Source organism: Candidatus Dependentiae bacterium (assembly GCA_016871815.1).
In the GTDB taxonomy this organism is placed as follows: Bacteria; Babelota; Babeliae; order Babelales.
This window is the reverse complement of record VHBT01000003.1, coordinates 77,330-93,771: the sequence shown is the minus strand read 5'-3', so window position 1 is coordinate 93,771 and position 16,442 is coordinate 77,330. Positions and strand designations below refer to the sequence as shown.

At 40.2% G+C, this 16,442-nt stretch carries 11 protein-coding genes; 7 read left to right on the top strand and 4 right to left on the bottom strand.

The window, feature by feature from the left end; all coding sequences use genetic code 11:
• Positions 1 to 214 precede the first annotated feature (214 nt).
• Both FJ366_01365 and FJ366_01360 read right to left on the bottom strand, forming a co-directional pair.
• On the bottom strand, positions 215 to 1,024 hold the full coding sequence (locus tag FJ366_01365) for a hypothetical protein (GenBank protein ID MBM3894227.1): 810 nt from the start codon (positions 1,022 to 1,024) through the stop codon (positions 215 to 217).
• Between the two features lie 24 nt (positions 1,025 to 1,048).
• Positions 1,049 to 2,461, bottom strand: coding sequence for a hypothetical protein (locus FJ366_01360; protein ID MBM3894226.1), 1,413 nt, complete (start codon positions 2,459 to 2,461; stop codon positions 1,049 to 1,051).
• A 219-nt stretch (positions 2,462 to 2,680) separates the two neighbouring features.
• Between FJ366_01360 and FJ366_01355 the strand changes: the two genes are divergently transcribed.
• Both FJ366_01355 and FJ366_01350 read left to right on the top strand, forming a co-directional pair.
• Positions 2,681 to 5,137 (top strand): leucine--tRNA ligase, encoded by a 2,457-nt coding sequence (locus FJ366_01355; protein MBM3894225.1) that lies wholly within the window; start codon positions 2,681 to 2,683, stop codon positions 5,135 to 5,137.
• Positions 5,138 to 5,158: 21 nt separating this feature from the next.
• Positions 5,159 to 5,812 carry a hypothetical protein gene (locus FJ366_01350; protein MBM3894224.1) on the top strand — a complete coding sequence of 218 codons (654 nt, stop codon included), beginning with the start codon at positions 5,159 to 5,161 and terminating at the stop codon, positions 5,810 to 5,812.
• A gap of 67 nt (positions 5,813 to 5,879) precedes the next feature.
• On the opposite strand, the gene FJ366_01345 is transcribed toward FJ366_01350, so the two are convergent.
• Entirely contained in the window at positions 5,880 to 6,527 is a 648-nt protein-coding gene (locus tag FJ366_01345) for a hypothetical protein (GenBank protein ID MBM3894223.1), read from the bottom strand.
• Positions 6,528 to 6,690: 163 nt separating this feature from the next.
• On the opposite strand from FJ366_01345, the gene FJ366_01340 reads away from it, so the two are divergent.
• The 5 genes from FJ366_01340 (at position 6,691) to FJ366_01320 (ending at position 15,580) form a co-directional block, all read left to right on the top strand.
• Positions 6,691 to 8,226, top strand: a complete 1,536-nt coding sequence (locus tag FJ366_01340; protein ID MBM3894222.1) for an Rne/Rng family ribonuclease — start codon at positions 6,691 to 6,693, stop codon at positions 8,224 to 8,226.
• 120 nt (positions 8,227 to 8,346) lie between these two features.
• Complete coding sequence (locus tag FJ366_01335; GenBank protein MBM3894221.1) at positions 8,347 to 8,763, top strand: hypothetical protein; 417 nt, start codon at positions 8,347 to 8,349, stop codon at positions 8,761 to 8,763.
• A 116-nt stretch (positions 8,764 to 8,879) separates the two neighbouring features.
• Positions 8,880 to 9,575 (top strand): hypothetical protein, encoded by a 696-nt coding sequence (locus tag FJ366_01330; GenBank protein ID MBM3894220.1) that lies wholly within the window; start codon positions 8,880 to 8,882, stop codon positions 9,573 to 9,575.
• A gap of 192 nt (positions 9,576 to 9,767) precedes the next feature.
• The gene (locus FJ366_01325; protein ID MBM3894219.1) at positions 9,768 to 12,416 is read left to right on the top strand and encodes a hypothetical protein; all 2,649 of its coding nucleotides are present in this window, start codon (positions 9,768 to 9,770) and stop codon (positions 12,414 to 12,416) included.
• 41 nt (positions 12,417 to 12,457) lie between these two features.
• Positions 12,458 to 15,580: a hypothetical protein gene (locus FJ366_01320; protein MBM3894218.1), complete on the top strand. Its 3,123-nt coding sequence runs from the start codon at positions 12,458 to 12,460 to the stop codon at positions 15,578 to 15,580.
• Here FJ366_01320 and rsmA read toward each other — a convergent pair whose 3' ends face one another.
• The gene (rsmA, locus tag FJ366_01315) at positions 15,581 to 16,417 is read right to left on the bottom strand and encodes a ribosomal RNA small subunit methyltransferase A (protein ID MBM3894217.1); all 837 of its coding nucleotides are present in this window, start codon (positions 16,415 to 16,417) and stop codon (positions 15,581 to 15,583) included. It lies immediately after the preceding gene.
• Between the last annotated feature and the right edge of the window lie 25 nt (positions 16,418 to 16,442).

Here is a 16,442-nt window from a genome sequence, read left to right as displayed (position 1 = left end):
CATTTCATTTGCAATATCGCCAGGACGGATTGTTGTTGAGAGCAGTAAAAAGATTTTGATAAAAAAAGAGATTTTGAAAAAAATATTTGATTGCTTCATTAACTGACCAGGTTTTTTTTAATCGTATGCTGGTCAGTTTTGCCTAAAGTCTTTTTTTCTTACAAGACTTGAGGATAAGAGCGCCAGAAAACATTCGCAGCGCTCTTAAAAAATACTATCGGCGTTGTTGTGCTAGTATGCGTATAAGTCTGCTATATCGGAAAGATGCGCGTTGATATTCGTTAAATGCTTCATCATCATCTGATTTGATCGTTGAGTTGTTGAATACTTCAAGAGCTGCATTGTAGTCGCTATCAGCTTGTTTTTTTGTTTGGATAGCTTTTTTTAGGTTTAAAAATTCTGAAGAGCTATTTTTTTTCTCGTTTGTTTGCTTCATCTCTGCTTCCGCTTTATCTAGGTCTGCGCGAGCTTCTTGGGTTTTTTTATTGAGTGTTTCTAGGTTTACAGATTCGTCCACATCATCCTCATATTGATTGTTGTCATAGTTTCTATGGAAATGTCTGTCGAAATCAGGCCTTCTAGAAAAAGGGTTTAGGTTTGGCATTCTTAAGATTCGCGGCATAGAAATTCTAATATTTTCGGATGGATCTTGTTCGGTACTGATATCAAAAAAATGCCCAGAATCAGAAGTTTCTTCTTGGTCATCGCTTGATGCTAGTTCTTCTGCGTTACGGCCAGGGCGCGCTAAAGAAGCGCCTGGCTCAAAAATAGGTGTAGCTGACGGTGATGAAGGAGCTTTCATTTCTAGGGTTGTTATTTTAGATGTAGCAGAATCAGGGCTTGTGGCTTGAGTTTCGTTGCTTGTATTGCTCTGTGTTGTAGCGCTTGTAACTGTTGCGGGTTCTGTTTGGGGGGTTGTTGGTGAGGGTTGATTAAGAAGATTTTTAATTGTTCCATCATCAAGCGATTGAGCGTGTTGTTGGATTCCTACAAGCGCGGCAAAAAAAAGTATTTTTTTGAACATTATTTTTTAAGTCCTTTCGACTTTTTAGAGGAGAGCTGCAAATTCTCGTTCTTGAACCATGGTGTTAAATTTTTTCACAAATTTTGGCCATTCAGAGATTTTTGAAAAAGCTCCTGTGCTGTATGTGTCATAAAAATCTCTGCATGGAAAGTAAATTCCATACCCACCGCCGCGAGAGAGACGTGCACTTGTTGTGTGATGAATAACAGAGGATTCAATTAGTTTTTTTCCAGTTCTTAAGAGTTCTTTAAGCTCTTTAATCTCGTGTGTATCGTGTGCAGAGTTATACAGCCCAGGGGCGTTGTGAAGAGTTTGAGCTTGATTTACAGCATCGGCTCCTTTGGCTAAATGTGTTGAAGACAGCTGCTTGTGAAGTTCGTCATAAAAAGAGCAAAGATCTACGAATATTGGGTTTGCATATTCAAGGGAGGCTTTGCGTGCTTTTATGATTAGTTGTTTGAATTTTGTTCCAAATATATCCATATATAAGGTTAATTTTTCTGCGATAGCATTTAAGTTTTGAGTTACTGGTGCAACCTTATTAAGTTCAATAGCAGTTTGTGTGTGAAATTGTGTTTTGCCGGTGTAATACTGGTCATAGGTGCAAACGATTATTTTCGCGATTTCTTGTGGAGATTGATTTCCTTTTCTGAGTTGCTTAATAAGTCCAGAGTAGTGCCATCCTGTTGCAAGTTCAATTTCTGCCGAACCAATCCCGACGGTAGCAAATGGATGAACGATGGACCAGACTTCAGCTGAAGACATAAAGCATGCATCAAAACCGATAAAATCTAATTTTCGTCCAATACGCATAGACATCTGACGACATGCGGCAGCAAGATCTTCTGTTTTAAGGTATGTGCGATTTTCTTCATCAAACATCATCGCGCGATGTTCATTATTGCTGATGTGTACAAGGTCGTAGATATTTGCCTTCTGAGAGTGTGCTTGATTGTGCAAATACATTGGAAACCTTACTGCATTTCCCCAGATTGGATCAACACCCCCAAATCCGTGGTTCCACCAAATAACACCAATTTTTTTTGATGGATAGTTTTCTATGGTCCAATTAAAGGCGCTTACTGCTCGTTCAAGAGGATTTCGCGCATTTGTATCATGTATATTTTTATATTTTTCAACGAGCTGATTTCCTTCAAGAAGATATCTAAAAACCCCGTTTTGATTTGGTTGTTCCCATTGAATTACAAAGTTTATGTGACTGGGAACCCCTGCGCTTGTAAGGGCTCGAAGATTTTGAATCGCAAATGGTGCAAGATTATTGCGGGCTTGAATAATTAAAAGAATAGTAAGTTCTTTTTTATTTGACTCAAAAACTTTGCTATTTTCGCAGGCTTCCTGGTGATCATTACTAAAAATGTATCTAGTGGTCATTGTAAGTAAAAGGAGCCCTATTAACAGCTTTTTTTTAATGATCATCTTTTTGTATCCAGTGTAGAGGTTTTAACCATTTTAAATGAGTTCTTGTACTTTCAACTTACGACTGTTTGTCAAAATCGTTCAATTGTTTTGTGCAACACTTGTTTTCTACTAGATAATTTTGATTTGCAAATTCTCTTGTATTATCGCAGTGTCAAATCGTTTTTCTGGTGATATACTGACCAAAGTTTCCTTTTTTAGGGATGTTTTGGAGCTTTCATGGAATATAATTTTAAAAAAATCGAACAACGGTTGCAGGCTTTTTGGGCCGATAAAGCTCCGTATAAAACAAAAAATGATACAACTAAGCCAAAATATTATTGTTTAGATATGTTTCCGTATCCTTCTGGAGATGGTCTTCACGTTGGCCACTGGAAGGGGTATGTTTTTTCTGACGTGTATGCGCGTCAAAAATTTCTTCAGGGTTTTAATGTTCTTCACCCTATGGGGTATGATGCTTTTGGGTTGCCCGCAGAAAATAATGCGATTAAGCGTGGCATTCATCCTGAAATTTGTACAAAACAAAATATAGAAAAAATTGGTGCGCAGCTTCGCACAATTGGTGCTATTTATGACTGGGATAAAGAGTTAAGTACAACGGATCCTGAATACTATAAATGGACGCAGTGGATTTTTGTTAAAATGTTTGAGCGTGGATTGGCTTATGAAGCAAACATGCCAATCAACTGGTGTCCGCAATGTTTGACGGGTCTTGCAAACGAAGAAGCTTCCGGCGGATCGTGTGAACGCTGTGGGACTGCAGTTGAGCAAAAATCTATTCGTCAGTGGGTGCTTAAAATTACAGAGTATGCAGAGCGATTGCTCAATGACTTGAATACACTTGATTGGCCAGAAAAAGTTAAATTAATGCAGGCAAACTGGATCGGTAAGAGCGAAGGATTGCGTTTTTCTGCTCGAGTCAAAGACATGGATCTTGAGATCGAAACTTTTAATGCGCACTTTGAAGCCTTTATGGCGGATACATTTGTGGTTATTGCTCCAGATCACGAATTGCTTGATATCTTGATCGCAGGAACGGAAACGGAACAAACGGTTAAAGAGTACTGCAAATATATTCTTGATAAACGTGCAGGCGGTGCACATAGAACAGTTGAAGAGGAAGAAAAATCGGAAGGAATTTTTACCGGCAGATATATTATCGATCCTGTGAGTGGAAATGAGCTTCCTATTTGGGTTGCAAGTTTTGCGCTCGCTCATTATGGAACTGGGATTGTAAAATGCTCGGCGCATGATGAAAGAGATTTTGCGTTTGCTCAAAAGTATAACATTCCCCTCAAGATTGTTTTGGTTCCGCAAGATCCTGTAGAACGCGCAAAAGTAGAGGCGTTTGAGTATTGTTACACCGATATGAAAGATGGTATTTTACTTGAGCCTACGCCGTTTGCAGGACGTCGTGCCGGAGATTGTCGAGAAGAAATTATTAAGTATTGTGCTGCAAAAGGATTTGCTCGTTCACATGTTACCTACAAACTTCGCGATTGGATTTTTTCTCGTCAGCGGTATTGGGGAGAGCCAATTCCTTTGGTGCATTGTGCTTCGTGTGGGATTGTTGCTGTTCCAGAATCACAGCTTCCTGTCTTGCTTCCTCAGGTTGAGTCCTATCAGCCAACGGGTACAGGAGAGTCTCCGCTTGCGGCTATTGATTGGTGGGTAAACATTACGTGTCCATCCTGTTCCGGGCCAGCAAAAAGAGAAACAAATACGATGCCTCAATGGGCTGGTTCTTGTTGGTATTTCTTGAGATATGTAAATCCTCAGTTAACAACAGAAGCGTTTTCCATGAAAGACATGCAGTATTGGATGCCGGTTGACTTGTACGTTGGTGGTATCGAACATGCGGTTTTACATCTCTTGTATTCTCGTTTTTATGTAAAAGTTTTATACGATGTTGGTGTGCTTCCATTTCATGAACCATTTAAACGGTTATTTAACCAGGGAATGGTGTGTATGAAGTCAGCAACAACCGGTCGTGTTGAAAAAATGTCAAAATCAAAAGGAAATACTGTTTCTCCGAATGATATTGTTGATTTGTATGGTGTTGATACCCTGCGAATGTACACATTGTTTATGGGGCCACCAGAGCTTGATAATGAATGGCAAGCAGATTCAATTCGTGGAGTGTTTCATTTTATTAAGCGTTTGTGGACGCTTGTTTCTTCAGGTGCTTGTCTTGTTGCTGCGGGTGAAAAGGTTTCTGATCAAGCGGCACGTAGATTTAATAAATTTTTAAAAGAATATTCAGATCGTATTGAACGTTATTCTGTAAATACGGCAGTAGCATCTTTGATGGAATTGTATAATGATATTCAAGGAAAAAATTTGAAGCTTTCAAAAGAAATGGTACGTGACTTGTTGGTTGTTTGCAGCATAATGATTCCGTATCTTTCTACTGAGTTGTTGGAAGTCTGTTTTGATTTGAAATTACACGAACAAGTATGGCCGCAGTATGATTCTTTGCTTGTGCAAGAGTCTCTGATCGAACTTCCTGTTCAGGTAAATGGTAAATTACGGGCGACAATTCAGGTTGAAGCAACAGCGACAAGAGAAATTGTAGAGTCTTTGGCTCGTACTGTTATTGAGAAATGGTTAAATGATGGCATGACTGTCACGGTGATTTTTGTCCCGGGCCGTATGATTAATTTTGTAATTAAATAAAAATAACGTTAGGAATGGGTTATGTCTTATTTAGAGCATGATGCAGATAATTTAATGACAGTTGATGGCGCAGCAGATTCAACGCCAGAGGTTACACAGGCATCCAATCAAGCTGAAGAAAAAGAAGTAAAGGTTGAAATAGCATGTGCTCCTGTTTCTGAGTCTCAGCAAGTTGCGTTAAAATTAGCGATTAGCGGTTTGTCTGTGTTGAAAGATGAAATCAAGGGCCGAATTAAAGAAATTTGGGAACGTGCAAAAAATATAGAAACTGTTATGAATTCAATAACAGAAGCAGCTGGATCCACAATTGATTTAAAGAAAAAAGATGCCTTGCTAGAAAGTGTTGCAATGTATGCGTCTCTTCTTGAGGGCATTATTGCAGAAATCGAGAGCGAAGTTGCTGAGTTTTCTCCGTATGGGCAATCTGGTCATCCAGAGACAATTCTTGTTCCAGAGTCCGATGCACGGCTTTCTTCTGATAAGTATTTAGACCAATCGATAAAATTTTTGAGAAGTCAGGCAAAGAGTATTCGCAAGTATTTAATGGTGAGCTATTCTCGATATATGTATGGCTTTGAGCGTCAAGAAATGCGCTTGGGTCTGGTGATAAACAGAATCAATCAGATTGTACAGCAGCAACAAAAACTTGAGGCAGCAAAAGCGTCTAACGGATAATGTGTTTTGCATAGAAAAGAAAAAGGACTGGATTTTTTCCAGTCCTTTTTCTTTTCTATGGCTTTTTTTATGCCAATAAGTTGGATTCGGTTGAAGGGGTTGGGTTTGAAGCTTCAATTTCTTCGCCTTCTTCTTGCTCAAGGTTTGCTAGGTATTGCAATGTTTCAAGTTCTTCGGTTTCAAAGCTTTTGGTTGTTTCAGAAGCATCATTTTCAGCAACTTTTTGTTCTGTATGAATTTGCTCAGGTGCTGGAGATTTTGTTATTTCATCGTCAAGAAAGAGTGATTTGAAATCGACAGAAACCTGATTGTTGTTTTCTGCGTCTTCTGATTGCCAGAGCGCAACAAGTGAGTTCACTTCGGCTTCGAGTGCTTGTTGGTCAGCTGGGGAAAGAGCACTTAATTTTTCATCTTCTTCTGAAGGGTCAAATGATTTTTGGTCAAAAAGTTCGATTGGCTGATCGTCGATAAAGCTGAGTCTATTGCCTTCGTCTTCAAGGCTAGAATCTGAAAAGCTTCTGTCGGCATTGTTGTACAAGGATGCAACTTTTGTATCATTTTTATCTGTTTTTACGCTTTTTTTAACTGTTTTTTTTGTTGTAACTTTTTTTGGAGAGTTTGTGTTAGACTTTTTTTTGGTATCTGTGCAGCCAGAAAAACCGAGAAGAACTACGGTCAAGCTGCACGATAATAAAGATTTTAAGAGTGTTTTCATGTCGGAGCTCCTTGGTGGGCTAATGTTTTTTACTTTTAATTGCGGCTTAAGTTAAGAATGTTTGTTCGATTTTCTACTCAGATAATCGATTCTCATGTAGGATGTTAAAAGTATTAAAAAAGAACAATAAAAAAGAAGAAAATTTGTTTTAGTAGGGTATCAGTTGAAAAAAATTATTATACAAAGGGAGCAGTGGCAAGCTCGAGTTGCTGTTGTTGATAACGAAAATAGGCTTCAAGATCTATATTTCGAGTCAAGAGCTCGTCCGGAGCTTGAAAAATGCTTTTTTAAAGGAAAAGTTTCCAAAATTTTGCCAGGAATACAAACAGCGTTTGTGGACATTGGCCAGGCACGTTCAGGTTTTTTGCATATCACCGAAGTTGATCGAGCGCGAAGTGTAGAGTCATCGACAGAAGATCTTGATGGCGATGTTGCAGATCTTGATTTGCCGGTTGAAACATCGGGTTTGATTCCAAAAAATCAGATGGATATTAGCAAAATATTTAAAGAAGGCGATTCTATTTTGGTCCAGGTGATCAAAGAACCGGTAGGCGAAAAGGGCGCAAAGCTTTCTACTTGTTTTACGTTACCGGGCAAATTTATTGTCTTGATGCCAAATATTTCACAAATCGGTGTTTCGCGGAAAATTGACGATCCTGCAGAGCGTGAACGACTCAAGACAATTGTTACGAGTTATTTGCCAACGGGAATGGGTGCGATTATTCGAACAACCGCAGAAAATAAAAGCAGTGAAAATATTACAAAAGATTTGGCTATGCTTGTTTCTGTGTGGCATTCGATCAATAAAAAATTAAAAAGTGCTGAAGTTGGTGAAAAGATTCATGAGGATTTACCAATTCCACTCAGGGCAGTCAGAGAACATCTTGATAATGATATCGAGGCTGTAATTTGCGATTCTCAGGATGATTTTCAGGGAATTCAGCGGTTTATAAAGTATTTTATGCCAGATCAGCTGCATCTCTTGCGTTTATACACCGAAACAATCCCTGCATTTGAATATTTTGGCGTGGAAAAGCAGGTTAATCCTCTGCTGGATAAAAAGGTGTATTTAAAGTCTGGCGGCAGTTTGATTATCGAATCAACTGAGGCGATGACGGTTATTGACGTAAATACTGGAAAGTTTATCGGTAAAGGGTCGATGGAAAATACGATTTTGACTACTAACCTTGAGGCCGCAGAAGAAGTTGTGCGTCAATTGCGTTTGCGTAACATTGGTGGACTTATCGTTATCGATTTTATTGATATGTATAAGTCGTCAAACCGGCAAAAGCTTTCGCGGTTCTTGGAAAAAGAGCTTAAAGAGCGCGATAAATTTCAGTCGGTAACGCTTAAAGTTTCTGAATTTGGTCTTGTTCAGATGACGCGAAAACGTTCGGGAAGAACGTTAGTGCAAAACTTAACCGATGAGTGCTTCCAGTGCAAGGGAAATGGTTTTGTAAAGTCTGCAGCTGCGGATGCGTATGCAGTGCTTTCTGGAGTTTCTCGGGATATCAAAAAAGATATTCCTAACTCTCGGATGACGTTAAGTGTTGGAAGTCGTGTGTATCACTATTTGCTCAATACTGAGTTTTCGGCGATCTTGCAAATCGAGCGATTGGTTGGACACAAAGTTGAGCTTTCATGTAACTATCATTTTGAGGGATCTCACTATCATCTTTCAAAAACAACCGGTTCTTAAGTATACTTATAAAGCCCTGAGTCTTCAGGGCTTTGTAGTTTTAGGCGGTTATGTAACGTCTTTTTTGGTTGATCACGTTTGTAAGCAACTTCTGGAAAATAGGGTTTTTGGAGAAAGCTTGTGAAATTATCTTTTATTAAATTGTTGGGCTATCTGTTTTGGGTAGTCTTTTTTTGTCCGAGTGTTTTTTCTCGTTCCTTGGCGCAACTTACGCAAGATGTCGCGAATTTAAAAGCGGTTGCTGGGCAGAATTTTGACCCAAGAAGTGACTTGCTGCAGTTTGTTTATGGTGCAATTTTGGGCGCGATAAAAAGAGAGATTGGTCTTCCTGCAGAGGGCGCTGAAGAACGGCGATTCAGCGGTGGATTTACCAAAGAAGATGGAACAGTTTTAACAACTCAAGAATTAGAGGAGCAGAGAGATTTTCTTGATGAATGGATTGATAACGCTGCTGTAGAGTGGGAAATGAGTGATTTTGTACAAGCGTTAAAAAATGGCTGTGCCGCAGATTTTAGGGTTCGGCGGGCATTATTGTGATTCAAAAAAGCCTAAAAACGTTATTTTTTGAATAAAAAAGACGATCCAATTGTTATTTGCCTGAGATTTGGAATAATTTTTATATAGTTTGCGTGTTGGATTTACAGGAATTGTGTATGAACAGAAAAATAATTAGTTTGTTCGTTTTGTTTTTTGTAGGAAGTGGTTTACAGGCACCACTTTCTGATTTGATGATTAAACAGCTAGATGCGCTTGTAGTGAGCAAAATTAAGGCGGTTGAAAAATGTTCATCTACCCAAGAAAAATTAAAAAAAATTAATTACTTTATTGGTGAATTGCTGCCTGCTCTGAGCAGCTGTTCTTCATCAAGACAATCTAAAGATCCCCATAATTATGAAAAGGTTGAGTACATTCTTGGAAGATTACGTGAGTTTCAACGGTACTTCCAGGATTTGCAAAAGGCAGAACTTGAGCGAGAGCGATATGCAGAAGGTGGTTTTTATTTTTCTCCTCGTCGTCGGGGTGCTTCTTCGGGGGCGGGTTATTTTGATGTAACAAATAGCGAAAGAATGGATGCGTATAACAGTTCTAATGAAACAAGGAGCCTTGAGGTCGCAGAAGCGTCAAGAGGAATGAGGCTTAATTTTTCTGAATTAGAAGCTTGGGTTGAGCATCTTGCTGTAGAAATTCAGAGCATCGAAAAAGAAATTTGGAAAGCTTCTGAGGATCCGCGATTGCATGATGCCCTTACGCAAGAGCACAAAAGACTTGTTGCTGAATGGCTCAAGCAGTCTCGAGAGCTTGAAATTTGGAGATCGCACAAAGAGGCGAGCTGTCATTCTGAAAAATAATTATTTATAAAAAGGGCCGGGCTTGCATTTTTAGCCCGGCCCTTTTTTAATTGCGTTTCAGCAAGAAAATTTAATCATAAAATTACTTTAAAACGATGTTTTTTTAGTTTTTTTTTGATTTAAAACAATCAATTTTATTTTTTGCTACGGTAAAAACATTGGCAATAGTTGTAAAGTTGGTACGCAAGACGCATGAGCAAAAAGAAACTTTTTATCATTTTTATTTTTTTGTTTATGGGGATTGTCTCCTCGGAAATAGACACGCAGGTTCTTGGGGAGTCGTTTCTTGGAACCAGTATTCGCGATGAGTCCATGCAAGACATTTTTTATGATAAAGATTCAGACTTAATCGGTCCTTCGGTTGTATTGAGTTTTTCGGGGCGATTTTGGACCGCCGTGCAACTTAAGCAATTATATGTGCGCTTGTTGATGATCGAAAACGAGTTACTGCGTTCGGAAAAAATAACTGTTTTGCGAAAATATTTGTCTCAGGGTGAGCATAAATATAAGCAGTTAACCCCAGAGGGTTTTGCGGTAATGACGTTTTTTATGGAAAATGACATTCATCCTTATTGGTTTATCGATTTTCCAGGCTGGTTATTATTCGCCGATAGCATTAATTCTTTTGATGTTGAAGGTGATTTGGATTTTTTAATAACTCACTTTATCGATGATAAAATTATTTCGAGTAACAAGTCGATTCAGCAAAATAAATTGCTGACAAAAAAAGATGCCGACTGGGCTCTTGCTGTCAAGAAAAATTATAGTAAAAACTATTTTGCATTTTTGTTCTTTCGTCCAAAGCCTTCGCAGGCAAGTAGTTTTTCGCTTGTGGCAAAATTGTTGGGATTGGCAGGGCTCGGTGTTTTTGGATATCGATATAATAAATTTAGAAATTCTATTGTTGGAGTAAAATCAAGACAGGTTTTTGCAGATCATCAAAAAGCGGTCATCGAAGAAAATTCTTTTTTGTGCGGGCCGTCGGTTGCATTGTATCGCTTGCAAGAAGCTCGAATTACAAAGCAAGCAAATTCAGAATCAGGATATTTTTTTCCAGTAAGCGTTCAAGCATCAGGGGCCCTGAATCCAATTGAAGTAAGTGCAAATAATGGCATAGAAAATCAATATGTGATTTTGCCGGCAGGATATCATTCCAATAACGATCTTGCCGTTTTTCATGGAAGTGATGCTGATCTTGGTGCAATTAGTTCAGGTTTATCTGGATCTACATTTAGGATCGTAAGTCGTTATTCACCAAAAGTTGAGCGAGATTCTGCTGGTGTTGCGGTAACTGTGTGTGATCCAAAAACAACACAAGTGTATTCTGGGGGCGATTTTTGGACGATTGATCAAATAGCTGAGCTGTTAAAAAAAATAGAAAAAGATCCTACTTTTTTGGATGCATATGTGGGAAGTTTCTTTCCAGGTGTTTCTCTTGCAGAGATGGATCAGACAACTAAAAAAACGCGCTTTAAAAATTTTATTAATTTGATGTTTCCGCAACTGTGTTTTCCCGGATTGCGTGAGCGTGAATTAAGTATTTTGAAAAAATTTACCTATTTTGATTATTGTCAGCGAGAGCTGCCAGCGATTTTCGGTTCGGGGAGTGATAGTAATTCGCTCTTTATTTGGTTTAAGCGATGGTCGTGGTGGGTAAACAAAGGAAAGGATTTCATCGTTGATCAGTACCCGCAGGGATTGTTTGAAGAAAATCAAGCTCCATTAGTTTCATATGTTGACGCGTATGAGCGTTTTTGCAATATGATGCATTTTTTGGGAGAGTCGTCTTGTCCGGCGTTGAGATCAAAAAAATTCGAAGATTTTTTTACAAAGCCAGCTGTTTTGCATGACGATCGATTTAAGGCATCGCGCCGATTTGGCGGCAAAGAATTTGTATCAGCAAACTCGATACAAACAACTGTTTTTGGACCAAGTGTCCCATCGTTAATGTTTGAGGCTGATGGATTTATGACAGAGCCAGCAACATTTGCACCACACGATCAAGCGGAGAGAAATGCCGATGATTTTGTGATTGATGATACTCCGGAGGCAAAAGAGAGAATGGCAGGCGCAGCATTCTTGCGAAATGCGGGATTATCTGTTTTTCCTTATTTTGCACAACTTCCAGTTTCGGATTGCTTTGATATGCAGATTTCAACCGATCATCTTGGTGGAGACACGGTTCAACAGCAATCTCGTCGCTTATATGTAAAAAGTCCGTTAAGGCACGGTGATCAAGAGCCAATACGAAGATTGAAGCGCAATGTTTTATTTGATGATGAATTGTATCAACTCGGTTTTATTGAAGGCTCCTGTCAGTTTGTAGGTATGGAAAATCCGCAAGTGGGAGATACTTTTGTTTGGAAAATGCATACAAATTCAGATGGCACTCTAGTGCGTAAATTGCGTTTAGCAGGTATTGATGAGCGGTGTCGAGAAGAGGGAGATATTCTTCTTTCAAAAATAAATAGCATAGAAGCAACTGTTTGCTGGAAAAAAGATTTAGCGGTTAGTGAAGAAGCTGGCGTGTCAGGAAGATATGCCGCACAGGCTATTCAAGCGCTGAGAAATGTGACGAGCGGAAACGTATTACTTTCTATGAACGCATTTTTTGATTGTCTGTCAGCGCATGAAATGAATGCTTCTTACTGTGATGTGTATGTAAAAATTGTTTCTAAGTTAGAAGCGCAAAGCGACACCGAACGAGTTTGGGTACCTACTGGAGAGTTAAAGCTGGGAGATACCTGTCGAATAAAAGTGAGCATTCGATCTGCGGATAGTGCTGCTGTTGGAAGAGAGATAACAGCGCGTTTGAGGAGTGCAGGTCGTCTAAAAGAGTAATTTTTTGGTGTGATTTAATAAATAAAAAGGGTTTGGGTGTTATGCAGATAATTAAAAAAACGTTAAAAATTATTTTGAGTGTAGTTTTTGTAAGTGCGCTTCCGCTTTCAGCGGCGCAGCTTTTGCGTGTGCCAGCATCGGACATTGTTCGATCGTGTGGCGATTCTTTTTGTGGACCGGCATTATTTTGTGTATATGCGGATGCTTCGGAAATATATTTTTATACCGTTCTGGATGCAAAGCGTCTGATTTCTCAGATCAATGCGCTCCAGGATTTTGATGCGCAAGCGAGCGCACGAAAAAAAATAAGCGATTTTATATCCTCGTTTTCAAACGCGGTAAAAACGGTTGATGAATTAGCCGAAATGAAAGAACTTTTTTCTGCACATAAGATTTTTCCAAAAAAATTATCATCTTTTCAGCCTCGATGGGCAATTATTTCTGTAGAGCCTACTCCAGGAACAGCACGCGTTGTGACAGAAGATTTTTTGATGTCTGTTCAAGATTTTTCGCATATTTCTTCAGCGGGTGATGTCCTTTCGATGCAGGGAAATGCTCGCGCGCAGCAGGCAGAGCTGCTTGATGAGCGAGTGACCGGAAAATTCCCCTTTTCTTTTTTGTATCTTGCGGAAAATGGTTTTTTGTTAGAACCAACCCAACAACCGCTGGTAAATAAATCGTTGGATGTTGAACCAGCATTGGCGTCTGATGTGCAGGTTGCTGGTGATGTGGTGGAGCTTGTTGATGAGCCTTCCGCAGAGAGTTCTCCTGCGGTAGAGACTAACCATGTTGTGGTAATTTTAAGTGATTCAGAAGCAGAGCAACCGTTGCCAGCTGATGTAAAAGCTTTGCCAGTTGTAGTTCCAGCTGTAGCTGCGGGTGGAGTAAGCGTTTTGGGTGCTACTCTTAGCGGAATTGGGGGCCTTTTTTTAGCAGGGCTTTCTTATCTTGCGTTGAATCGCGAAGAAACTCCAGCTGCAGATCCATTTCATGCTGTTCCAGATCAAACTCCAGATCCAGTTCATGCTGTTCCAGGCCCAGTTTTAAATCCAGCTGTAAATCCAGTTCCAGGTCCAGTTGTAACTGTTGATGCAGTAGTAGTAACTCCTGCCCATGAAGAGCCTCTCGCGCTAGTTCCAGTAAGAAGAGAGATGGTACAAGTTGCTGGTGGGGCGCCAGCAGCAGATCGCCCTGAAGATCTTATTCTGTTTATTTCGCAAGAAAATTTACGCATGCTTTTGTCGCGGCTTCAATCGTCTCAGGGTTTTATGGGTATGAATCTTTCAACACCTGTCATGACGGTGCAAGCTCCAGGCGGGATGCATCAAGAAATTAACATGGAGCAACTGTTGAAAATTTTTGCAACGTTCAGAGTTTCACGAGAACGGCTCGCGTCTCAATTGCAAGGTTTGCATCAAGCTTCATTCGCTCTTGGCGATGCAGAGCAAGGCGTGGTTGGTGAGGTTTTGACTAGTCCTACGCAAGCGCAGGATCTTTTTGAGTGGTTTTTACAGAATGTTCATAATCCAAAAGCGCAGGCTGTGATTGCTCAATTGTTCAGGTTTGCTGCTCAAGGAGCAGCGCAAGATTTTGAGGTTGCTGATGCGGTCCCTGGGCTATTGGAGCTTACTGGTGCTCCTGCACCGGTCAACCAAGGTGATGCTGGTGCAACACAAGCGATTGTTTCGTCAGGGATGTTTGTACCGCGTGGGGTTTCAGCCCAGTTGCCAGAACTAGGAGGATTTAAATGTTTTTTTTATCCAACTTTCGTGAGCGTAGTTCGTGAGCTGGGTGTGCTTTTGCCTCAGCCCGATTCGCCGTATTCTGTGTGGCACTTGCAAGATGCACCAGAAGATGAAAATCTCGGGGAGCCGCAAGATTCTGATTCGCCATTGAATACAGGATTTTCTGATGATTCTTCTGATGACACTTTTGGCACTCTGCCCTCAACCCCGCCTCGTCAAATTTGGCAGACGCAACGAGGATATTCATGTGGAGGGGGTAGTGGATCTTCTGTTTCTGTTGAAAAAGAGCGAGTTTCAGCAAGAACGCCACCTTCTTCAGGAAGAGAAGATGCAGAATCTGTTTTTTTATCGTATGAAGAGTCAGGAGTCGTTTTTTATTGGACATTGGAGCAATTTAAATCTTTAAGCCCTCAAGACAAGAGACGAGCGATTTCGACAAATTCTCGTCAGACAATGTTGGAGATTTTTAAGCCAATATTCCAGAAAAACAGTATTGCGCCGTTAAGATTATCTGATGATCAAATGATTGTAGATTCTTTGTCGTCAAGGGACGGTGATCATACGTCGCCAAATCTTTATGGAAACATTGTAAAGCGAGCAGATGGTGAATTGTCTCCTGTTGCAAGGTGCCTTTTCCCAGACGGAGAAGCAACCCCCCCTCGCCGAACCAATCCCGTGCAACCATGGTCTGCTCCTGAGCGATTAGAAGGGCGCAGGGTGCCTCTGGTGCATGCGTCAGTAAGCGAAGATGAAGTTTATATTAAAACTATTTTTGGTGATGATTATGCAGCTTTTGAAAAAGGACGCAATAATCGGATCACAAATTCTTACGTCGCGGCTCATAGTTCAGAGCCTGAAGATCTTGTAGTGTCTGGGGTTTTCCTGTTCGATGCTAGAACTAAAGAATATTGGACCTATGAGCAGTTGCTTAAAATCACAGGTTTAAAACCTGGCGAAGAAAGAGCAATAACAGATTATGTGCAACATGTTTTTGAGCATATCAGGTCGCTTGAGGCGCGACAAAATCATTTAATAACAAATTCTGTTCAGATCGATCAGTTAAAAAAGATTTTTACTGATCGATCTAAGAAGCCCTTTGTTCTTTCTGAAGATCAAGAGATGCTTGATGGATTGCAACAAATGTTCGAGGACAAAGATTTTTTTGGTCGTTTTCTTTCCAAATTTAGAGATTTTAAAGTGAAATATCTACCAGATCCAGTGTATTTGTTGTTACCGCCAGAACTTGTTAAAGCGCGAGAAAGAGGTTCTGTGGTTAATTTGTTTACTGCTGCAGGGTTGATAAATGTTCGGGCTTACCCATTCATGTACGTACGACAAAAAAAGGCTGTGGTTGAAGATTCTTATAGGAGAATGTTTCCAGAATTTCCTGTAAATCCTGAAGATCTTGAGGGCGTGTAATTAGCGTCCGCTCCATAAAGCCAAAAAGAGATCCATGTTCATTTGTTGTGCACGTAAATTGGTTGTTTCGGGCGTCAGCGGAATGTGCCCAAATGCTGTTCCATGAAGGTTGTTGTGCAACATTTGTCGTGGATTTCTAAAACAGGTTTTTACAAATTCCCAGAATTGTTCTTCGTCTGGGATGGCGCAGATCTCTTTTTTGGGGCGAAAGCTTACCAGTCGAGAGAAAATTTGTGGTTGAGGGTCAAAGGCTGTTGGTGGTACCTTGGTGAGTAACTTGAGCTCAAAATAATGCTGGAAGTAGTGCGAAATTGCGCCTGCGCTGCGTCCGTGTGTGGCGACTAAGCGTTGAGCAACTTCTTCTTGCACCATGACCACTCCGTGCGAAAATAAGTCAGCATTTTTTTTGAGTACATGAAAAATGGGAAACGTTATGTGGTAGGGCAGGTTTGCCAGCAAAACAACAGGATCAGCAGGCGAAAAAAACTGAGTCAGGTCAACATCCAAAAAATTGATAACATTCAAATCGAGCTTGGGTGAGGTGCATTTTTCTTTCACCACGCGCGCCCATTCTTCATCAATTTCAAAAACGACAAGTTTTTTGCAGGGAGTGTAGCAGAGCAGAGAAGAAGTCAAAAAGCCATCGCCACAGCCGATTTCTACCACGGTGTGGTTTGATTGTACTTGAGCGTCTTTGAGCATGTCTTCAACTATCGACTGGTCGCGTAGGAAAACTTGGCCATGTTCTTTTTTTTTGCGTGGTTCTGCGTGATAAGAACGAGAATGATTTTTGTGCGAATGTTTATGTTGACTATGATTTTTGCGAGCGTTTTTCATCTGTGTTTATGGTTAAAACTATGCG

Bases quoted from the DNA above. Each gene is read 5' to 3' on its own strand.
- rsmA (MBM3894217.1), bottom strand. From the start codon at position 16,417: ATGAAAAACGCTCGCAAAAATCATAGTCAACATAAACATTCGCACAAA.
- FJ366_01330 (MBM3894220.1), top strand. From the start codon at position 8,880: ATGAACAGAAAAATAATTAGTTTGTTCGTTTTGTTTTTTGTAGGAAGT.
- FJ366_01360 (MBM3894226.1), bottom strand. From the start codon at position 2,461: ATGATCATTAAAAAAAAGCTGTTAATAGGGCTCCTTTTACTTACAATG.
- FJ366_01365 (MBM3894227.1), bottom strand. From the start codon at position 1,024: ATGTTCAAAAAAATACTTTTTTTTGCCGCGCTTGTAGGAATCCAACAA.
- FJ366_01320 (MBM3894218.1), top strand. From the start codon at position 12,458: ATGCAGATAATTAAAAAAACGTTAAAAATTATTTTGAGTGTAGTTTTT.
- FJ366_01325 (MBM3894219.1), top strand. From the start codon at position 9,768: ATGAGCAAAAAGAAACTTTTTATCATTTTTATTTTTTTGTTTATGGGG.
- FJ366_01345 (MBM3894223.1), bottom strand. From the start codon at position 6,527: ATGAAAACACTCTTAAAATCTTTATTATCGTGCAGCTTGACCGTAGTT.
- FJ366_01355 (MBM3894225.1), top strand. From the start codon at position 2,681: ATGGAATATAATTTTAAAAAAATCGAACAACGGTTGCAGGCTTTTTGG.
- FJ366_01350 (MBM3894224.1), top strand. From the start codon at position 5,159: ATGTCTTATTTAGAGCATGATGCAGATAATTTAATGACAGTTGATGGC.